Here is a 16,151-nt window from a genome sequence, read left to right as displayed (position 1 = left end):
CGATGTCCGGTTACTTCAGCGAAGCCCGTTCCGCCGAGACGGTGATCGACCGCATCGGCGCCGGGGCTGATCCCCGTCTGCGGCGCATCATGACGTCGCTGATCACCCATCTGCACGGTTTCATCAAGGACGTCGCGCTGACCGAGGAGGAATGGGAGCAGGCCATCGGCTTCCTGACCGAAACGGGGCGGATGTGCAGCGGAACCCGGCAGGAGTTCATCCTGCTGTCGGATGTCCTGGGAGCGTCGATGCTGGTCGATGCCATCAATCACCGGACGCCGGTCCCGGCGACCGAGAGCACGGTCTTCGGACCGTTCCATGTCGACGGCGCGCCGGTCCGGCAGATGGGGGAGTCGATCAGCCTCGACGGCAAGGGCGAGCCTTGCCTGTTCCGCGGGCGTGTTCTCGACATTGACGGGAATCCGGTCGCCGGCGCCTCGGTCGATGTCTGGTCCGACAATGCGGACGGCTTCTACGACGTCCAGCAGCCGGACATCCAGCCGCCCTTCAACAACCGCGGCGTCTTCGTGACCGGGGAGGACGGGCGATACGCCTTCCGCGGCGTCAAGCCGGTGTCCTATCCCATTCCATCGGACGGACCGGTGGGGCGGATGCTGGCCGCGCTGGGGCGCCATCCCTGGCGGCCGGCGCATATGCATTTCCTGATCGGCGCTCCGGGGTTCGAGCGCCTGATCACGCACATCTTCGTTGCCGGCGACAGCTATCTGGACTCCGACGCGGTGTTCGGGGTCAAGGACCGGCTGGTCGTCGATTTCAAGCCCGCCGATAACCCGACGGAAGGGTGGCTGGCCGAATACGACTTCGTCCTGGTTCGCCGGACGCAATGACCGCGGCACCGCCGACAATGAACAGGGAGACATCATGAAAATCGCACAGCCCGACAGCGCCGTGGAGCAGCTTTCCCCAGCAGTCGTCGACTTTCTCAAGGCGCCGGCGATGGTGATCGGCGCCGGGTCGGTTCCGGCGCTCAGCGGCCGCACCTATCCGGTCCACAACCCGGCGACGGGAGAGGTTCTGGCGCAGGTTCCGGCCGGCGGCGCGGAGGATGTCGATGCCGCCGTCAAGGCGGCGCAGGCGGCCTTCGAGGGGCCGTGGTCGCGCCTGCCGCCGACACAGCGCCAGGCGGCCATGCTGCGGCTTGCCGACCTGATCGAGGCGAACGGCGAGGAGCTGGCCCAGCTGGAGACGCTGAACAACGGCAAGTCGATCATGATGTCGCGCTTGCTGGAGGTTCAGGGAACGGCCGAGTATTTCCGCTATATGGCCGGCTGGGCGACCAAGATCGAGGGATCCACCCTCGACGTGTCGATCCCGATCCCGCCGGGGATGCGCTATCAGGCCTTCACGCGGAAGGAGCCGGTCGGCGTCGTCGCGGCGATCACACCGTGGAACTTCCCGCTGACGATGGCGGCCTGGAAGGTGGCGCCCGCGCTGGCCGCCGGCTGCACCGTCGTGCTGAAGCCGGCGGAGGAGACGCCGCTCACCTCGATCCGGCTGGCGCAGCTCTGCCTGGAGGCCGGCATTCCCGAAGGCGTGGTCAATGTCGTCACCGGCATGGGCGAGGCGGCGGGCGCGCCGCTGGTCGCCCATCCCGGCATCGCGAAGATCAGCTTCACCGGCTCCACCGAGACCGGCAAGCTGATCGGCGTCCAGGCGGTGCGCGACATGAAGCGGGTGACGCTGGAACTCGGCGGCAAGGCGCCGATGATCATGTTCGACGACATGGATCTGGATCTGCTGGGAGTCGCCACCGGCATCGGCAGCTTCTTCAACACCGGGCAGACCTGTTGCGCGGGCGTGCGCATCTATGCGCAGAAGGGCGTCTACGACCGCGTGCTGGACACCATCTCCGCCGTGACACGCAGCCTGTCGATCGGCTCCGGCCTCGACCCGCGCCACCAGATCAACCCGCTGGTCTCGGCTCGCCACAAGGCCCATGTCCAGGCCTGCATCGCCCGCGGCATCGAACAGGGCGCCAAGCCCGTCATCAGGGGCGGTGCTCCCGCCGACGGCTTCTATGTCGCGCCGGAACTGTTCGTCGACGTGCGCCAGGACATGGCGCTGATGCAGGAGGAGGTGTTCGGCCCGGTCGTCACCGTCACCCCCTTCGACGATGCCGACGAGGCGATCCGGCTGGCCAACGACACCCGCTTCGGACTGGGGGCGTCGATCTGGACGACCGACCTCAACAAGATGATGCGCTATGTCCCCAGGATTCAGGCCGGGACGGTCTGGGTGAACAGCCACAATCTGCCCGACCAGAACATGCCCTTCGGCGGCTTCAAGCAGTCGGGGATCGGCCGGGAACACGGGCGCGGCGCGCTCGACAATTACCTGGAGACCAAGTCGGTCTGCGTCGCCTACCGCTGAGTTCGGACAAGGGGCGGGCCGGGAAGGCCTGCCCCGTCTTCACGGTATCCGGCTTCGGCCATCGGCGCCGTCGCAGTGTGGGAAGTTCAAGACATGCTGGATGCGATCCTTGCAGGCCGGCCGGGCGGCCGGCGGTTCCGGCGGCATCTGTTCCGCCATATCTTCGAAGCGTCGCCCGATGCCTTCATGCTGGTGTATCGGGACGTCGTCGTCGACTGCAACGATGCGGCGTTGCGCATGCTGGGCTATGACAGCCGCGAGGCCATTCTCGGCGTGTCGCCGGACGATTTCGATCCGGAATACCAGCCGGACGGCAGGCGGTCGGCCGACGCCAGCCTGGAGATCGTCGAGCTGGCCCAGCGCAACGGCCACCATCGTTTCGAATGGCAGCATGTCCGCAAGGACGGCACGCTTTTCCATGTCATCATCACCCTGATGACCTGCAGGATCGCCGGCCACCCGGTGATGCTCAGCTTCTGGCAGAACATCGATGCGCTGGTCGCGGCGCGGCAGGCGGAACAGCGCAGCCAGCGGGAACTGGGCGATTTCCTGCGCGACCTGTCGGGCGCCTTCAGCGCCACCGTTCGCACCGTCGAGGCGGATCTGTCGCGGAAGGTCGAAGGAGCGGTGCGGGAGGCCGCGAGGCTGTCCGAACTGGCCGTCGATGCCAGCCGGTTGGCGAAGGTCGGCGCCGATGCGGTGTCGTCGGCCAACGGTGCGGCCGACGGGGTCGCTGCCGCGGCGGTCGAGCTTTCAGCCTCGATCTCGGAGATAGGCCGCCAGCTCCTGTCGGGTCTCGGCGTGACGGAGCGGTCCGACGGGCAGGCCGATCAGGCCCGCCAGATCGTCGGGCGTCTCGATGCCGCAGCCCGGCGGANGGTCAAGGCGCTCGCCGGGCAGACCGCCCGCGCCACCGAGGAGATCGGCGCCGAGGTCGCGCGCATCCAGGCGGTCGCGCGGGAAGCGGCGGAGTCGACCGGCGCCCTGGCCGGCGCCATCGGCACGCTGGGTCAGGTGATGGCCGGCATCTCCGCTTCCGTCGAGCAGCAGCGTGCGGCGACGGAGGAGATTTCACGCGGAATCCAGCATGTCGCCGGCCAGACGGCGAGTGCCGCCGACCGTATCGGCGCCTGCGAGGCGTTGACGGGCGACACCCGCGACGCGGCCGGCGGGCTGGCGCGCGGCGTCGGCGACGTGAAGGGGCTGGCCGATGCGCTCGGCGGCCATACCGACGAGTTCATGCGGTCCCTCGGTCGCCGGCAATCCTCCGGCTGAAAAGGTCAATCGGGATCGGCTTCGCCGGCCGCCCCACCACCGTCCCGCTGGGCGTCACGGCGGAAGGCGCTCGGCTCCACTCCGGTCCATCTCCTGAAGGCGCGCCAGAACGCCGTCTCGTCCGAATAGCCGAGCGCGCTGGCGACTTCTGAGATCCGCGCCCCCTTCTGGGACAGGTAGACCTGCGCCATCTGCTGCCGGTGCTGGGTCAGCAGGTCGCGCAGGCTGGTGTTTTCCTCGGCCAGCCGGCGCTGGAGGTTGCGGGATGACATCCGCAGATCGCTGGCGAGCGTTTCGACCGTGATCGGCTTCTGTCCGAGATAGAGGCCGATCAGCGCGCGCACCTGTTCGGCGATGGTTTCCTCGGCATACTCCTGCCCGATCAGATCGGCGATGTGATGTTCGAGGATGGTGGTCAGGCCACGGTCCTCCGTTCGATAGATGCGCGAAGCGTCGTCGCGGCGCATGACGAAGCGGTTTCCCGATTGCCGGAACAGGATGGGGGCCCGGAAGACGCGCTGGAGAATGGCGGTGTCGCCCTCCTCGGCATGCTCGAAATGCACCTCGACCGGCCGCCAGTCCTGCGCGAAACAGGACCTGACCAGCTGGCAGTTGGCGACGAGGGTGTATTCGGCATCCTGCCGGCGCGGCCAGAGTGTGGCGTCGGCGATCCGGTAGCTCCAGACCAGATCCTCGCCCACTTCGAACAGGGTCGATTGGGTGCCGCCCTGCAGCGCCTTCACATAGCTGGAGAGCCGTTCAAATCCTACTCTGACCGTGGGAGACAGCGAGAACAGAACCCCCATCGGTCCGATGTCGGCCGGCCGGATCTTCAAACCCAGCTTGATCCCCAGATTCGGCTCCGTCAGGTCATTTGCCGCGCTTTCGAACAACCTGACATATTGCGCCAGAGGGAGCCTTGAATAGGGATCGGTCATCATGCCCTGAATCAAGCCATGCCTGCCTAAAAACTCAGCAATATCCATCTTGTATTGGGACAGATGAGTGAAGAGCGGGGCAAGAGCAGACGCCCGGATCAATGCCGATCTCTGGCTTGTGGATAGAGTATTGGGAGGAGGCATGGAGAACGGTCCGCTGGCGGGGGGTTGGCGCACTCTATCGGAAAAATGGCGCGGAATACAATGGGGCCAGCGGAAAATACGTTCATAGTCCAGACACAATAAAAACCTACGCAGGGAGTCAATCTCATGTCCCTCGACGCAACCGCCCATGCGCCCAATGGAGAGCGCCTGTCGCGGAATTCAATCGGACTTGCCCATATCGTTTTCTTCGTCGTCGCCGCCGCCGCTCCGCTGACCGCGGTGGTGGGGGCATCGCCCGCGGCCTTCGCCTTCGGCAACGGCGCGGGAGTCCCCGGCGCCTTCGTGCTGGCCGGGCTTCTCTACATCATCTTCTCCGTCGGCTTCACCGCCATGAGCCATCATGTCGGCGGCACCGGGGCCTTCTATGTCTATATCGCCCAGGGCCTCGGCCGGCATCTGGCGGTCGGCGGCGCGCTGATCTCGCTTCTGACCTACAGTTCGGTGCAGATCGCGGTGTATGCGCTGGCCGGCGTTTTCCTGTCGGGAATGCTGGAGGGCCACGGCGTTGCGGTGCCCTGGTACGGCTGGTCGTTCGCGATGCTCCTGCTGGTGCATCTGTGCGGCCAGCGCAACATCTCCTTCTCGGGCAAGATCCTCGGCGTCGCGATGATCCTCGAATTCGTCGTGCTGCTGCTGCTGGATGTCGGGATCCTGTTCCAGGGCGGCGGACCCCAGGGACTGAGCCTGGACAATTTCTCGCCCTCGGTCGTGTTCGGTCCGGGGCTTGGCATCGCCCTGGTCTTCGTCGTCGGGTCCTTCATCGGCTTTGAATCGACGGCGATCTTCGGCGAGGAAGCCCGCGATCCGGCGGTGACCATTCCGCGGGCGACCTATGTCGCCGTCCTGCTCATCACCTTGTTCTATGCCTTCTCGACCTGGGCCATCGCCCAGTATTACGGCTCCGCGCAAATCCAGCAGGAGGCCATGAACAACAAGGAGGCCCTCTATTTCGTCGCGGCCGAGAAGGTGCTGGGCGGCTGGTCGGTCGCGCTGATGAACGGGTTGCTGGTGCTGTCCTTCTTCGCTTGCGTCCTGTCCTTCCACAACACGCTGAACCGCTATTTCTTCGCGCTGGGCCGCGAGGGCGTTGCCTGGCACAAGCTGGCGGCGGTTCACCCGGTCCACAATTCCCCCCATGTCGCCGGGACGGTGCAGACCCTCTCTGCGGGGGCCATCCTGCTGGCCTTCGTGCTGGGCGGTGCCGACGGGTTCGCGGTGGTCTTCTCCTGGATGTCGGCGCTGGCCGTTCTCGGCATCCTGGCCGTGCAGATCATGGTTTCCCTGGCGATCATTATGTATTTCCAGCGCAATCACCGTGGCGAGCATGGCCTGCTCTCCACCCTGGTCATGCCGGTCCTCGCCACAATCGGCCTGATCGGCGCCTTCTTCCTGGTCACGGATAATCTGGAGTTGCTGACCGGCAGCGACAGCCACATCGTCCAGGCCTTCCCGGTGGTGGTGCTGGCCTTCGGGCTGGGCGGGCTGCTGCTGGCCAGGGTGATCCGGCTGTGCAAGCCCGATCTCTACGAGAATCTCGGCCGCGTCTTCGACTGAAGCTGGGCAATGGCGGTGCCGGGCCGGACGTCGGGAGAGACGTCCGGCCCGCCGTCATTCCGTATTCACGGCTGTATCGGCGACCGGCTCCCGTGTTCCGTGCCGCTTCCGGTACATCGAGGGAGTCATGCCGAACCAGCGGCGGCAGGCGCGGGTGAAGCAGGCACCGTCGGCATAGCCCAGGACATGGGCGATTTCCGTGATCGACAGGTCCGATCCGGTCAGGTAATTCGCCGTCAGCGCCCGCCGCTTGTCCTGCTTGATGGACGAGAAGCTCTCCCCAGCCCGGCGCAGCGACCGCTGCAAGGTGCTGGGCGACAGGCCGAGGGCATGGGCCGTCGATTCCATGCCGAAGCAGCCGTCGCCGGGGAAATGATCGGAGGCCATGCGGCGGACTTTGTCCTCCAGCGACTGGGTGGGCGCCGCGCGCTCGCGCAGCATGCCCAGATAATGCTCGACGAAACCGCTGACCCGCTGGTCGACGCCGCTGCGGGAAATCGCGAGATCGCGGGCGGGGAAGATCAGCTCGTTGGCGGGCTGGTTGAAATAGAGCGGCGCTTTGAAAACCGCATCGTGGGTTCTGAGGCTGGCCGGAGCCGCATGCTCGAAATGCACCTCCAGCGGACGCCAGGCCGGGCCGGCCAGCGACCGCATCATCTCGACCACGATGGCCAGCGAAAACTCCGCGTCATGCCGGCGGGGAAAAATCCGCTTGTCCTCGATGCGATAGCGGAAAATGCAGCTGTCCCCGTCCCGCGTCATGCTGCAGGTCGTGCCCTGCTGGACCAGCCAGTTGTATTCGATGAAGCCGTTGAGCGCCGACCCAAGGGTGGGGGCGGTGGTGAACAGCAGCCCGACCGGCCCGAGGGTGAGGGGTGAGAGGTTGCGGGCGACGGACAACCCGAAATTGCCGTCCTGGACATAGGCGGCCGCCGCTTCGAACGCGGCCACATAGTTGCGCAGGGGAATGTCGCGGTAAGGGTCGCGCGGTGTCGCTTCCGACAATCCGAAGCGGCCGAGCAAGGTGTCGGGCGCGTAGCCCCGGCCTTTCAGCGCGTCGATCAGGCTCTGCGTGACCATCGCCCAAATTTTGGGCTCATCGCCGGAAGACGTCTTCTTCGGCATGATTCGGATCCAGCTGCGGGATTATGACCTCAAATATCAAATTCCTACCCGCCGTTGGCAAGCGGAATCGGGTGCCGGCTCCCTGTCGAAGGACAGAAAGGGGTAGGAGGCTGGATGCGGCGCCGGAGCGGGGACCTGATTCCGGTCATCCGTCCGGGCCTGCCGAATTTGTGCCGAATCCGGATAACCGGGGCAAATGTTGGCTGCCTAAGCTTTCTGCGCAAAGCAATTTTTAAAAAGAGCAGGGAGCAACATGAGCAATCTAAAATCGATGCGCCGCTTCTGGAGTCCGGTCGCGCTTGCCATCGCCGTCTCCATCGCCGTCTGGGCGGGCCTGACCGCATCGCCCGCGCTTGCAACCGAAAATGGAGCCCCGACCACGCCTTTCGGTGTGTTCGAATTCGGCGCCGGCATCCTGCCGCCGCCGACGCCCTACGGCACACTCGGCCTGCGCACCAATTACTATTCGGCCAGTTCGGTCAAGGACGGTGCCGGCAACACGCGGCTGTCGGATTTCAACATGCATGTGCTGTCGCTTGCCGCCGCCTATATCAAGATGACCGAGACGCAGTTCCTCGGCGCCAATGTCGGCTTCGGCGGCGTCGTCCCCTTTCTCGATATGGGCGGGCATCTGACGGTGCCGACGCCGGGCGGGCCGCTGACCCTCGAAAGCCAGACCTTCAAGCTGGGCGACATCCAGCTGTATCCGCTCATGCTGCAATGGAGGTCGAAGTCGCTGTTCGTCAATGCGGTCGCCCAAATCCAGGCGCCGACCGGATCCTATGACGCGAACCGCCTGTTCAATCCGGGATCCAACCATTGGTCCTTCGCCCCGGTGGTCGGCGTGACCTACATCACCGAAGGCGGATTCGAGCTGTCGTCGAATTTCGAACTCGACATCAACACGGTAAACCATAAGACCGACTACCGCAGCGGCATGGAATTCAAGCACGAGTTCGCCGTCGGCCAGCATTTCGGGCCGGTCGTGGCCGGTCTCGGCGGCTATTGGTATCAGCAGATCACCGACGATAGCGGACCGGGATCGGGCGACGGCAACCGGGCGCGCGTGTTCGCGCTGGGTCCGGCGGTCAGTTACTTCGAACCCGGCATGCCGCTCGTCGCCTTCCATGCCTACAAGGAGTTCGGGGCGCGGAATCGGGCCCAGGGCTATGCGACGGCGCTGCGCGTCGCCTATTCCTTCTGAGGGGGCGGAACGATGACCGAACCCTCATTCCTTCCATCGGCACCGCCACGCCTTGCCACGGCGCGCCAGGGCGCGGTGATTCTGCTGGGCAGCAGCCTGACCATCGTCGGCGCGGTGATGGTGGCGCCGGTGCTGCCCAAGCTCGCCGCCGAATTCGGCCCGAGCGCCCCGCATGCCGATGCCCTGATCCCGCTGGTGGTCGCCGGGCCGGCGCTCGCCATCGCGCTGTTCGCACCGGTCGCCGGCTGGTTGGCCGACCGCTTCGGGCGAAAGCCGATGCTGATCCTGGGGACGCTGCTCTACGCCCTGCTGGGTGCCGCCCCCAGCCAGTTGAACGACCTTTCGCTCATCCTGCTTTCCCGCCTGTTGTTCGGCTGTGCCGAAGCGATGGTGATGACCTGCTGCACCATCCTGGTCGGCGATTACTGGAGCGGCGCCGAACGCTCGCGCTACATCGGCCGGCAGGTGGTGACGATCGGCGTGGTCGGGTCGCTGTTCTTCGTGATCGGCGGGGCCGCCGGCGAGAGCTCGTGGCGCACGCCCTTCCTGCTCTATCTGCTGCCGCTGCTGCTGCTGCCGGCCATGGCCATGGTGCTGTGGGAACCGGTCCGCACCCCGCGGTCCGAACGGCCCAGGGCGGCCTTCGACCGGGACAACCGGCGCCGGATGGCCGTGGCCTGCCTGCTGGTGTTCGCCGGCATGCTCGGCGCCAACATCGTGCCGGTGCAGGCACCCGGCATCATCGCCGCCCTGGGCGTCACCTCCTCCACCCTGATCGGCCTGGCGGCCGGGCTGGGGCTGCTGTCATCGCTGTTCGGTTCCGTCATCTGGCCTGGCCTGCGCCGTCTGCTCGGCACCCGGATGGTCAATGCGCTATTGCTGGCGCTGATGGCGGTGGGGCTGTGGCTGCTTGTCCATGCCGGCACTTACGAGATGGCTCTGGTGGCGGTCGCCATCGGCGGGACCGGCGTCGGCCTGCTGGTGCCCAATGCGCTGGCCCCGCTGCTGGAGCATCTGCCGGAGGCTGCCCGCGCCCGCGGCGTCGGCGGTTTCACCTCCTGCCTCTATCTGGGCCAGTTCGGCAGCCCGATCGTGATTGTGGCCATCGCCACCCTTGTGCAGGGCGATGCCCAGGGGGTTCCGGCTGCGATCGGCGTGTTCAGCCTAGCCCTCCTGGCGCTGGCCGGCGTCTGGCTGGTCATCGGGCTTCGCCGCCAAGTCCCTGCCAGCGAGGCCGGATCGGCCTGAGTCCCGCGCCACCATTACCGCGGGAGTTCGCTCCCGCGGTGTCCTCCCCAGCTTTGTTCCTTGGAGATCGCATCATGCAACACCCGACATCGACCGTTCAGTGGCGGGACGGGCTCGATCTGGCGGAGAGGATCCGCCGGGGTGACCTCACGCCGCTTGAGGCGCTGGATGACGCCCTGTCGCGGCTGGATCGGGTCAACCCGACGCTGAACGCCCTCGTAGAGCCGCTGTTCGAGACGGCGCGCGACGCCGCCCGCAACCAGGAACGCGGCGCCGGCCCCTTTGCCGGGGTGCCGACCTTCGTCAAGGATCTGTTCCTGCCCGTTGCGGGCGCCCGCATGACCAACGGCTCGCGCCTGTTCGAGAAGGCGACCGGCCCGCTCGATTCCGATCTCGTCCGCAGACTGCGCAAGGCAGGGGCGATCATCGCCGGGACCACCACCTCGCCGGAGTTCGGCACCTCCTACAGCACCGAATCCCAGCTGTTTGGCGCCACCCGCAATCCCTGGTCGCCCGCCCATTCCCCCGGCGGGTCGAGCGGCGGTGCGGCAGCGCTGGTCGCGGCGCGGGTGGTCCCCTTCGCCCAGGGCAACGACGGCGGCGGCTCGCTGCGGGTTCCGGCCTCCTGCTGCGGTGTGTTCGGCCTGAAGCCGACGCGCGGCCGCGTTCCGAACGGCCCTCTGATCGGCGAAGGCTGGGCCGGCATGGGCATCGGGCACGCCATCACCCTGTCGGTGCGCGACAGCGCCGCCCTGCTCGACGCCACCGCCGGCGCCGCTCCGGGCGATCCCTATGCGGCTCCGGCGCAGGAGGGCCGGTTCCTGGATGCCGTGGCACGGCCGCCGGGTTCGCTGCGCATCGGGCTGGTGCGGTCTCTGGCGCCGTGGCCGACCCATCCCGACTGCCTCGCCGCGGTCGACCATTCCGTCCGCCTGTGCGAAAGCCTCGGCCATCGGGTGGAGGAGATCGAACTGCCGGTCAGCGCCCCGGAGTTCTACGACAGCGTCTTCACCATCATCGGTGCCCAGACCCGCAACCTGCTCAACATGGTCGGCGCCATGTCGGGGCGTCCGGCCGATGAATCGGTGCTGGAGCCGCGCACCCGCATCCTGCTGCGTGCCAAGGGTGAGGTCAGCGGCGCCGCCTATGCCGCCGCGGTTGACTCGATCCACATGTTGGGGCGGCGCATGGCCGCGCTGTTCACCGGTTTCGACCTGCTGCTGACGCCGACGCTGGCCAAGCCGCCGGTCGTTATCGGCGCCTTGGACATGGAGGATTCCCAGACGCTCGACGAGTTGATCGACCTGTTCCACAGCTACTCGCCCTTCACGGCGCTGTTCAACGCGACGGGCCAGCCGGCAATGTCGGTGCCCCTCTTCTGGTCGGGGGACGGCCTGCCGGTCGGCTCGCATTTCGTGGCGCCCTTCGGCGGGGAAAGCCTGCTGTTCTCGCTGGCCGGCCAGTTGGAAGCCGCCCAGCCCTGGAACGGCCGGGTGCCGCGCATCAACGCGCTCTGACCCGTTTCGGTGCGGTTGCCGCCCGCGCGTTCAGTCGCGCGGGCGGCGCAGCGTTTCCGACGGCAACTCCCCGAACAGGGCGCGGTATTCGTTGGCGAAGCGGCTCCAATGCCAGAACCCCCAGCGCGCGGCGATATCGCCGATGGAAACCGGGCCACGCCCGGCGGCCCGAAGGTCCCGGCGGACCCTGTCCAGCCGCATCGTCCGCAGGAACTGGGTCGGGCTGAAGCCGAAGGTGTCGTGAAAACAGTTCTGCAGCTTCCGGCGGCTGACGCCGACATGGCGGCAGATGTCGTCCACCGAAGGCTGCAACTCGGCATGGTCCATCACATAGGCGCGGGCCTTTTCGGCGATCCGCTTCTGCGGCGTGTCGATGCACAGCCGTTCCTCGTCCTCCGACAGGATGTCCAGCAGCAGGTCGGCAATCTCAGTCTCCATCGCCAACCGGCTCGCGGCCTGATCCAGGGCGCGGGCCAACATCGGCAGATCGGCGAAAATGTCCGAAACGGCGGTCTTCAGCGGCCGCATCCGCGCTGAATCGCCGTGCAGGGACGGCTGAATCTTGCGCAGGCGGCGGGCGGCGGCCGCCCGGCCCTGGTTTTCCGCCATCTCCAGAAGCCATCGGCGCTCGATTGCGATGCAGACCAGATCGAGCTGGCGGGGGGAACACAGTTCCGGCAGTTCGCTGCCGGAGACAATGCAGGTGGGGAAGGTCAGTGCCCGTCCGGCGAAACGCCCCTCGCCGTCGGCATCCATCGGCAGGTTGAACACCATGGCGCCGCTGGGGGCCGATCCCTGCTTGGCGAGGGAGGCGTTGGCCACATCGCGCAGGAGCTGCATGCGGTCGAGCCGGATATCGGTCAGCCTGCCATCGAAGCGGCCGCTTGAAAGCTGAACGAACCTCATCGACCATCCCCGCGCCTGTCCGGCACATTCGTCGATGTCCGATGTCCTGACCGTCGCGATCCGCGGATGGGAGAGGCCCGCTGCCGATGGATTTGGCGTGATGTCCAGCAAAACTGCTCCTCCTTCAGGACGAGAGGATCGCAACCGCTAACGCTCCCGCCTCGCATTCGCGACGGGACGTAACCGTACGGCCATCGGCCGACGGTCAAGTTTATGCATAAGCCGGGCCATGTCGACCGGATCGGCAAATGCACCGTTCCACCCGTCCGAGGAGCCGCGGATCATTGTTGTTTGTATAGCTGATTGTTATGGGGAATCCGAAGAAAATCGGCGCGCCGGTCCTTGTCTTCAGGCACATACGCAAGGTCAGGTTCGCCAGCCGCGATGGACGCTCCGAAGAAGGGGCGCGGCAAGGCACACGGACTCGAGTCTTCAAGGAGCCGGCCGTGGGCGGAAGGGCCGGACTGTTTCCCGGCAGGGAGAAACCGTCGCGTCCGGCCGTGATGGAAAGGTGAAGAAGCGGCGGGTGAGGGAAGGCTTCGATTACTGCAGGCGGTCGAGGCGGTAGGGAGCCGGATCGACGATCGGTGTTCCCCCGGTCACGAGGTCGGCGGCGAGCTGTCCGGCCGCCGGGGCGGTGCCGAAGCCGTGGCCGGAGAAGCCGGTTGCCAGCGTCAGGCCGGGGATCGTCCCGACCCTGTCGATCACCGGGAGGGAATCCGGCGTGATGTCCATCGTGCCGCCCCAGACCTCCTCGATGCTTGCCTTGGCGAAGACGGGCCAGGCCGACCTGATGTTCGCCATCGCCTCGGCGTTGATGCCGTGGTCGACACGCGGATCCATCGTTCGCACCTTTTCGAACGGCGTGGCGGCGGAGGGACGCCAGCGGCGCGCCAGCATGAGATCCTCGAAGAACTCCTTGCCGAAGCTGATGCGCAGCTGGCTGCGCCCTTCGCGGAACATCGGCAGATAACGCATGCCGAGCAGCGCATGGTCGAGGACCAGCGGCGATCCGACAGCCCCGCGCTGGCAGATGGTGAAGCCGCCGTCCTTGCGCTTGCGGAAGGAGAAGTTGGGAGCGCCGACGGCGATGTCGGTGGGGCCGTCCATCGGCGCGGTGCGGATCGCGTAGCAGACCAGCGGAAGGGTGGGCAGGAAGACGCCCAGATTGCCGAGAAAACGGCGGGACCACAGGCCGCCGGCGAGAACGACCTCCTCGCAGGCGATCTCCCCTCTCTCGGTGACGACGCCGCTCACCCTGCCGCCGGACCGGGACAGGTCGCGGACGGCGCAGTTCTCCACGATGACGGCGCCCTTCGCCATCGCCGCGGCGGCGATGGCGCTGGAGGCGAGGGTGGGTTCGGCGCGGCCGTCCGACGCGGTGTGGATGCCCCCGGCCCATCCGCCCGTGCCGCCCGGCACCAGCCGGTCGACCTCCGCCGGCGAGAGGATGCGCGTGTCCAGCGCCAGGGCCTCGGCCGTCTTCATCCACCGGCGATGGACATCGAGTTCGGCTTCGGTCCTGGCGAGGAACATGATCCCGGCCTGCCGGTATCCGACATCCATGCCGGTGCGCGCGTTCATCGCCCCCCACAACCGGTCCGATTCCAGGGCCAGCGGCAGATCGGGGGCGGAGCGGGAGGTCTTGCGCACCCAGCCGAGATTTCGGGACGACTGCTCTCCCGCCAGCCGCCCCTTTTCCAGCACCACCACCGGAACGCCGCGCTCGCTCAAGGTCAGGGCGGTCATCAACCCGACGATTCCTCCCCCGATGACGACGACGGTCGTCGATTTGGGCAGAGCCGTGGATGTCTGGACGGGAGAGATGACCGGGGCCATGGCGGGTGTCCTTGATGCGAAAGGCACGGGAAAGGTGGGCGGGCAGAAGGATCAGGGGGAGATGGTGATGCGTTCCACCTCTGCCCTGCTGCTGCCCCGGTAGGCGGTCACCTCGATCTCCACCTTGTAGGTGGTCGAGCCGAGCGGCGGGCAGGTCACGGTCGTGGTCGGATCGACGCCGCGGAACCGGTCGCCGAAGATCCCCATGACGGTGTGGGTGTCCTCCGGATTCTGGATGAACACCCGTGTCGCGACCACGTCGGCCAGACTGGCGTCGACCGCCTTCAGCGCCCGTTCGATATTGTCGAACACCTGATTGGTCTGGGCGGTCACGTCGGCCGGAATCTCCTTCGTCTCGGGATTGCGACCGGCGGTGTTGGATACGAAGATCCAGTTGTCCACCGCGACGATGCGCGAGTAGCTGCTGATCTCTTCCAGTTTCGTGCCGGTTTTGACTTTGGTGATCTTCACCATTTCAGACGCTCTCAAATGCCAGGGTAAAGGGCCAGGGGGAGGAATGGGTCAGCGCAGAACCGGCGTGTCCCAGAGATTGAGCGTCACCCCGATCCCCTTCTTCACGGCATTGCGGTAAACGACGGTGCCCCAGGCGACGTCCTCGACCGGCATGCCGCCGACCGACAGGATGATGATCTCCTCGTCGTTTCGACGGCCGGGCCGGGCACCGGCGCAGATCGCGCCGAGGTCTTCGAGTTCTTCGCGGTTCATCTTTCCTTCATGGATCATGTCCATGAAGCGGACGCCGATGACCGGCACATGGACATGGGCGGGCTTGGGCAGTTCCTCGAACCACGCCTCATAGAGGCCGATGTTGTCCATCACCTTGCGGATGTCGGATTTTTCCATGCCGGCATCGATCTCGCAGGACGCCGGCATCGACAGGAACGCGCCCGGCTTGACCCAGTCGCGCTTGACGATGGGGTATTTGGAGACGTCGCCGGTTTCGCCGGATGCGCAGTAGGTCACGATGTCGGAATCGCGGACGATCGTCTCGATGTCGTGGACGACTTCGATCGTGGTGATCTGCGGGTAGGTTTCCCGTGTCCAGGAGATGAAGCTGTCGAGGCTTTTCTGCCCGCGGCCCTGGACCTTCACCGTGTCGATGTTCGGGCAGGTCGCCATGAAGGCCGCGAGCGACGTCTTCGCCATGACGCCCGGACCATAGACGCCGACCACCCGGGAGTCGCGGCGGGCCAGATGCCGCGCCCCGACGCCTGGAACCGCCCCGGTCCGGTAGGCGGAAAGCAGGTTGGCGGACATGTGCGCCAGGGGAGCGCCGGTGTCGGCGTCGTTCAGCGTGAACATCAGGATCGAACGGGGAAGGCCCTTTTCGCGGTTCGCGATGTTGGAGCCGTACCATTTCATTCCCGCGGTACAGTATTTGCCGCCGAGATAGGCGGGCATCGCCATGAATCGGCGGTCGGCCGTCGGCTTCGGCATGGTCGGGAAGGGAGAGTTTTCCGGAAAGACGACCATGGCGCCATGGGAGTCGTTGTTGGCGCCGGCCATCCGGTAATCGCCGGTATGCAGCAGCACGAACATGTCTTCCATCGTGTCCACGCAGGCGGCCATGTCGGTCACGCCGGCTTTCACCATGTCCTGTTCCGAGAGATAGAGGAAATCGATCCTGGGCAGGTCGCTCATTGTGCCGTTCTTTCCTGAAAGCGCTGGGGCGAGCAATCCGATGCTCGTGAAGGCGGCGGAGGCCGCTCGCCCGGCTGATGCGGGAGGTGGGAAGGGAGCCGAAAAATGGCGGCCGGTTTTCCGCTCTTGTGGCGTTGATATTGACGAAACTGGATACGGTGACGAAGACGCTAGAATAAAATAACAAATAATCTGCGCGTTAATATTCCGATATCTGAAGATAAAATTTCCGGGAATGATATCTACACTATTGGAGACGTTTCGTTTTTTCGGTCAGTGCATTGCGATGGAAGTGATTCTCCTGTTGCTGGTCGATGTGTCACGGAT

The 16,151-nt window shown here is 66.0% G+C and carries 12 protein-coding genes and 1 pseudogene; 7 read left to right on the top strand and 6 right to left on the bottom strand.

Annotation, left to right across the window (positions count from 1 at the left end):
• Positions 1-2 precede the first annotated feature (2 nt).
• From A6A40_RS29730 to A6A40_RS32055, 3 genes and pseudogenes are all read left to right on the top strand, one after another.
• Positions 3-848, top strand: a complete 846-nt coding sequence (locus A6A40_RS29730; protein WP_108549404.1) for an intradiol ring-cleavage dioxygenase — start codon at positions 3-5, stop codon at positions 846-848.
• Between the two features lie 34 nt (positions 849-882).
• Positions 883-2,391: an aldehyde dehydrogenase family protein gene (locus A6A40_RS29725; protein WP_108549403.1), complete on the top strand. Its 1,509-nt coding sequence runs from the start codon at positions 883-885 to the stop codon at positions 2,389-2,391.
• Positions 2,392-2,484: 93 nt separating this feature from the next.
• Positions 2,485-3,268: pseudogene (locus tag A6A40_RS32055) on the top strand (PAS domain-containing protein); the annotation flags it as partial.
• A gap of 403 nt (positions 3,269-3,671) precedes the next feature.
• On the opposite strand, the gene A6A40_RS29715 reads toward A6A40_RS32055, so the two are convergent.
• Positions 3,672-4,748 (bottom strand): AraC family transcriptional regulator, encoded by a 1,077-nt coding sequence (locus A6A40_RS29715; RefSeq protein WP_236784149.1) that lies wholly within the window; start codon positions 4,746-4,748, stop codon positions 3,672-3,674.
• 126 nt (positions 4,749-4,874) lie between these two features.
• Here A6A40_RS29715 and A6A40_RS29710 point away from each other — a divergent pair, with 126 nt between their 5' ends.
• Entirely contained in the window at positions 4,875-6,323 is a 1,449-nt protein-coding gene (locus A6A40_RS29710) for an APC family permease (RefSeq protein WP_108549400.1), read from the top strand.
• Positions 6,324-6,377: 54 nt separating this feature from the next.
• On the opposite strand, the gene qhpR is transcribed toward A6A40_RS29710, so the two are convergent.
• Complete coding sequence (gene qhpR, locus A6A40_RS29705) at positions 6,378-7,403, bottom strand: AraC-like transcriptional regulator QhpR (protein ID WP_108549399.1); 1,026 nt, start codon at positions 7,401-7,403, stop codon at positions 6,378-6,380.
• Positions 7,404-7,701: 298 nt separating this feature from the next.
• Here qhpR and A6A40_RS29700 point away from each other — a divergent pair, with 298 nt between their 5' ends.
• From A6A40_RS29700 to A6A40_RS29690, 3 genes are all read left to right on the top strand, one after another.
• On the top strand, positions 7,702-8,652 hold the full coding sequence (locus tag A6A40_RS29700) for a SphA family protein (RefSeq protein ID WP_108549398.1): 951 nt from the start codon (positions 7,702-7,704) through the stop codon (positions 8,650-8,652).
• 12 nt (positions 8,653-8,664) lie between these two features.
• Positions 8,665-9,900 (top strand): MFS transporter, encoded by a 1,236-nt coding sequence (locus A6A40_RS29695; RefSeq protein ID WP_108549397.1) that lies wholly within the window; start codon positions 8,665-8,667, stop codon positions 9,898-9,900.
• A gap of 74 nt (positions 9,901-9,974) precedes the next feature.
• The gene (locus tag A6A40_RS29690) at positions 9,975-11,417 is read left to right on the top strand and encodes an amidase (protein ID WP_108549396.1); all 1,443 of its coding nucleotides are present in this window, start codon (positions 9,975-9,977) and stop codon (positions 11,415-11,417) included.
• Between the two features lie 30 nt (positions 11,418-11,447).
• On the opposite strand, the gene A6A40_RS29685 is transcribed toward A6A40_RS29690, so the two are convergent.
• The 4 genes from A6A40_RS29685 to A6A40_RS29670 all read right to left on the bottom strand — a co-directional run bounded on the left by A6A40_RS29685 (position 11,448) and on the right by A6A40_RS29670 (position 15,824).
• Positions 11,448-12,323 carry a helix-turn-helix domain-containing protein gene (locus A6A40_RS29685; RefSeq protein WP_108549395.1) on the bottom strand — a complete coding sequence of 292 codons (876 nt, stop codon included), beginning with the start codon at positions 12,321-12,323 and terminating at the stop codon, positions 11,448-11,450.
• A gap of 543 nt (positions 12,324-12,866) precedes the next feature.
• Complete coding sequence (locus tag A6A40_RS29680) at positions 12,867-14,162, bottom strand: NAD(P)/FAD-dependent oxidoreductase (protein WP_108549394.1); 1,296 nt, start codon at positions 14,160-14,162, stop codon at positions 12,867-12,869.
• Between the two features lie 51 nt (positions 14,163-14,213).
• Complete coding sequence (locus tag A6A40_RS29675; RefSeq protein WP_108549393.1) at positions 14,214-14,636, bottom strand: RidA family protein; 423 nt, start codon at positions 14,634-14,636, stop codon at positions 14,214-14,216.
• A 48-nt stretch (positions 14,637-14,684) separates the two neighbouring features.
• Positions 14,685-15,824 carry a tyramine oxidase subunit B gene (locus tag A6A40_RS29670; protein WP_108549392.1) on the bottom strand — a complete coding sequence of 380 codons (1,140 nt, stop codon included), beginning with the start codon at positions 15,822-15,824 and terminating at the stop codon, positions 14,685-14,687.
• Positions 15,825-16,151: the final 327 nt, after the last annotated feature.

This window comes from Azospirillum humicireducens, assembly GCF_001639105.2.
Taxonomy (GTDB): Bacteria; Pseudomonadota; Alphaproteobacteria; order Azospirillales; family Azospirillaceae; genus Azospirillum; species Azospirillum humicireducens.
Note: the sequence above shows the minus strand (reverse complement) of the source record. Positions and strands in the feature narration are given on the sequence as shown.

What these genes read in the sequence shown, in the direction of transcription:
- A6A40_RS29725 (WP_108549403.1), top strand. Translation starts at nt 883, where the DNA reads ATGAAAATCGCACAGCCCGACAGCGCCGTGGAGCAGCTTTCCCCAGCA.
- A6A40_RS29730 (WP_108549404.1), top strand. Translation starts at nt 3, where the DNA reads ATGTCCGGTTACTTCAGCGAAGCCCGTTCCGCCGAGACGGTGATCGAC.
- A6A40_RS29670 (WP_108549392.1), bottom strand. Translation starts at nt 15,824, where the DNA reads ATGAGCGACCTGCCCAGGATCGATTTCCTCTATCTCTCGGAACAGGAC.
- A6A40_RS29700 (WP_108549398.1), top strand. Translation starts at nt 7,702, where the DNA reads ATGAGCAATCTAAAATCGATGCGCCGCTTCTGGAGTCCGGTCGCGCTT.
- A6A40_RS29715 (WP_236784149.1), bottom strand. Translation starts at nt 4,748, where the DNA reads ATGCCTCCTCCCAATACTCTATCCACAAGCCAGAGATCGGCATTGATC.
- A6A40_RS29690 (WP_108549396.1), top strand. Translation starts at nt 9,975, where the DNA reads ATGCAACACCCGACATCGACCGTTCAGTGGCGGGACGGGCTCGATCTG.
- A6A40_RS29710 (WP_108549400.1), top strand. Translation starts at nt 4,875, where the DNA reads ATGTCCCTCGACGCAACCGCCCATGCGCCCAATGGAGAGCGCCTGTCG.
- A6A40_RS29695 (WP_108549397.1), top strand. Translation starts at nt 8,665, where the DNA reads ATGACCGAACCCTCATTCCTTCCATCGGCACCGCCACGCCTTGCCACG.
- qhpR (WP_108549399.1), bottom strand. Translation starts at nt 7,403, where the DNA reads ATGGTCACGCAGAGCCTGATCGACGCGCTGAAAGGCCGGGGCTACGCG.
- A6A40_RS29685 (WP_108549395.1), bottom strand. Translation starts at nt 12,323, where the DNA reads ATGAGGTTCGTTCAGCTTTCAAGCGGCCGCTTCGATGGCAGGCTGACC.
- A6A40_RS29680 (WP_108549394.1), bottom strand. Translation starts at nt 14,162, where the DNA reads ATGGCCCCGGTCATCTCTCCCGTCCAGACATCCACGGCTCTGCCCAAA.
- A6A40_RS29675 (WP_108549393.1), bottom strand. Translation starts at nt 14,636, where the DNA reads ATGGTGAAGATCACCAAAGTCAAAACCGGCACGAAACTGGAAGAGATC.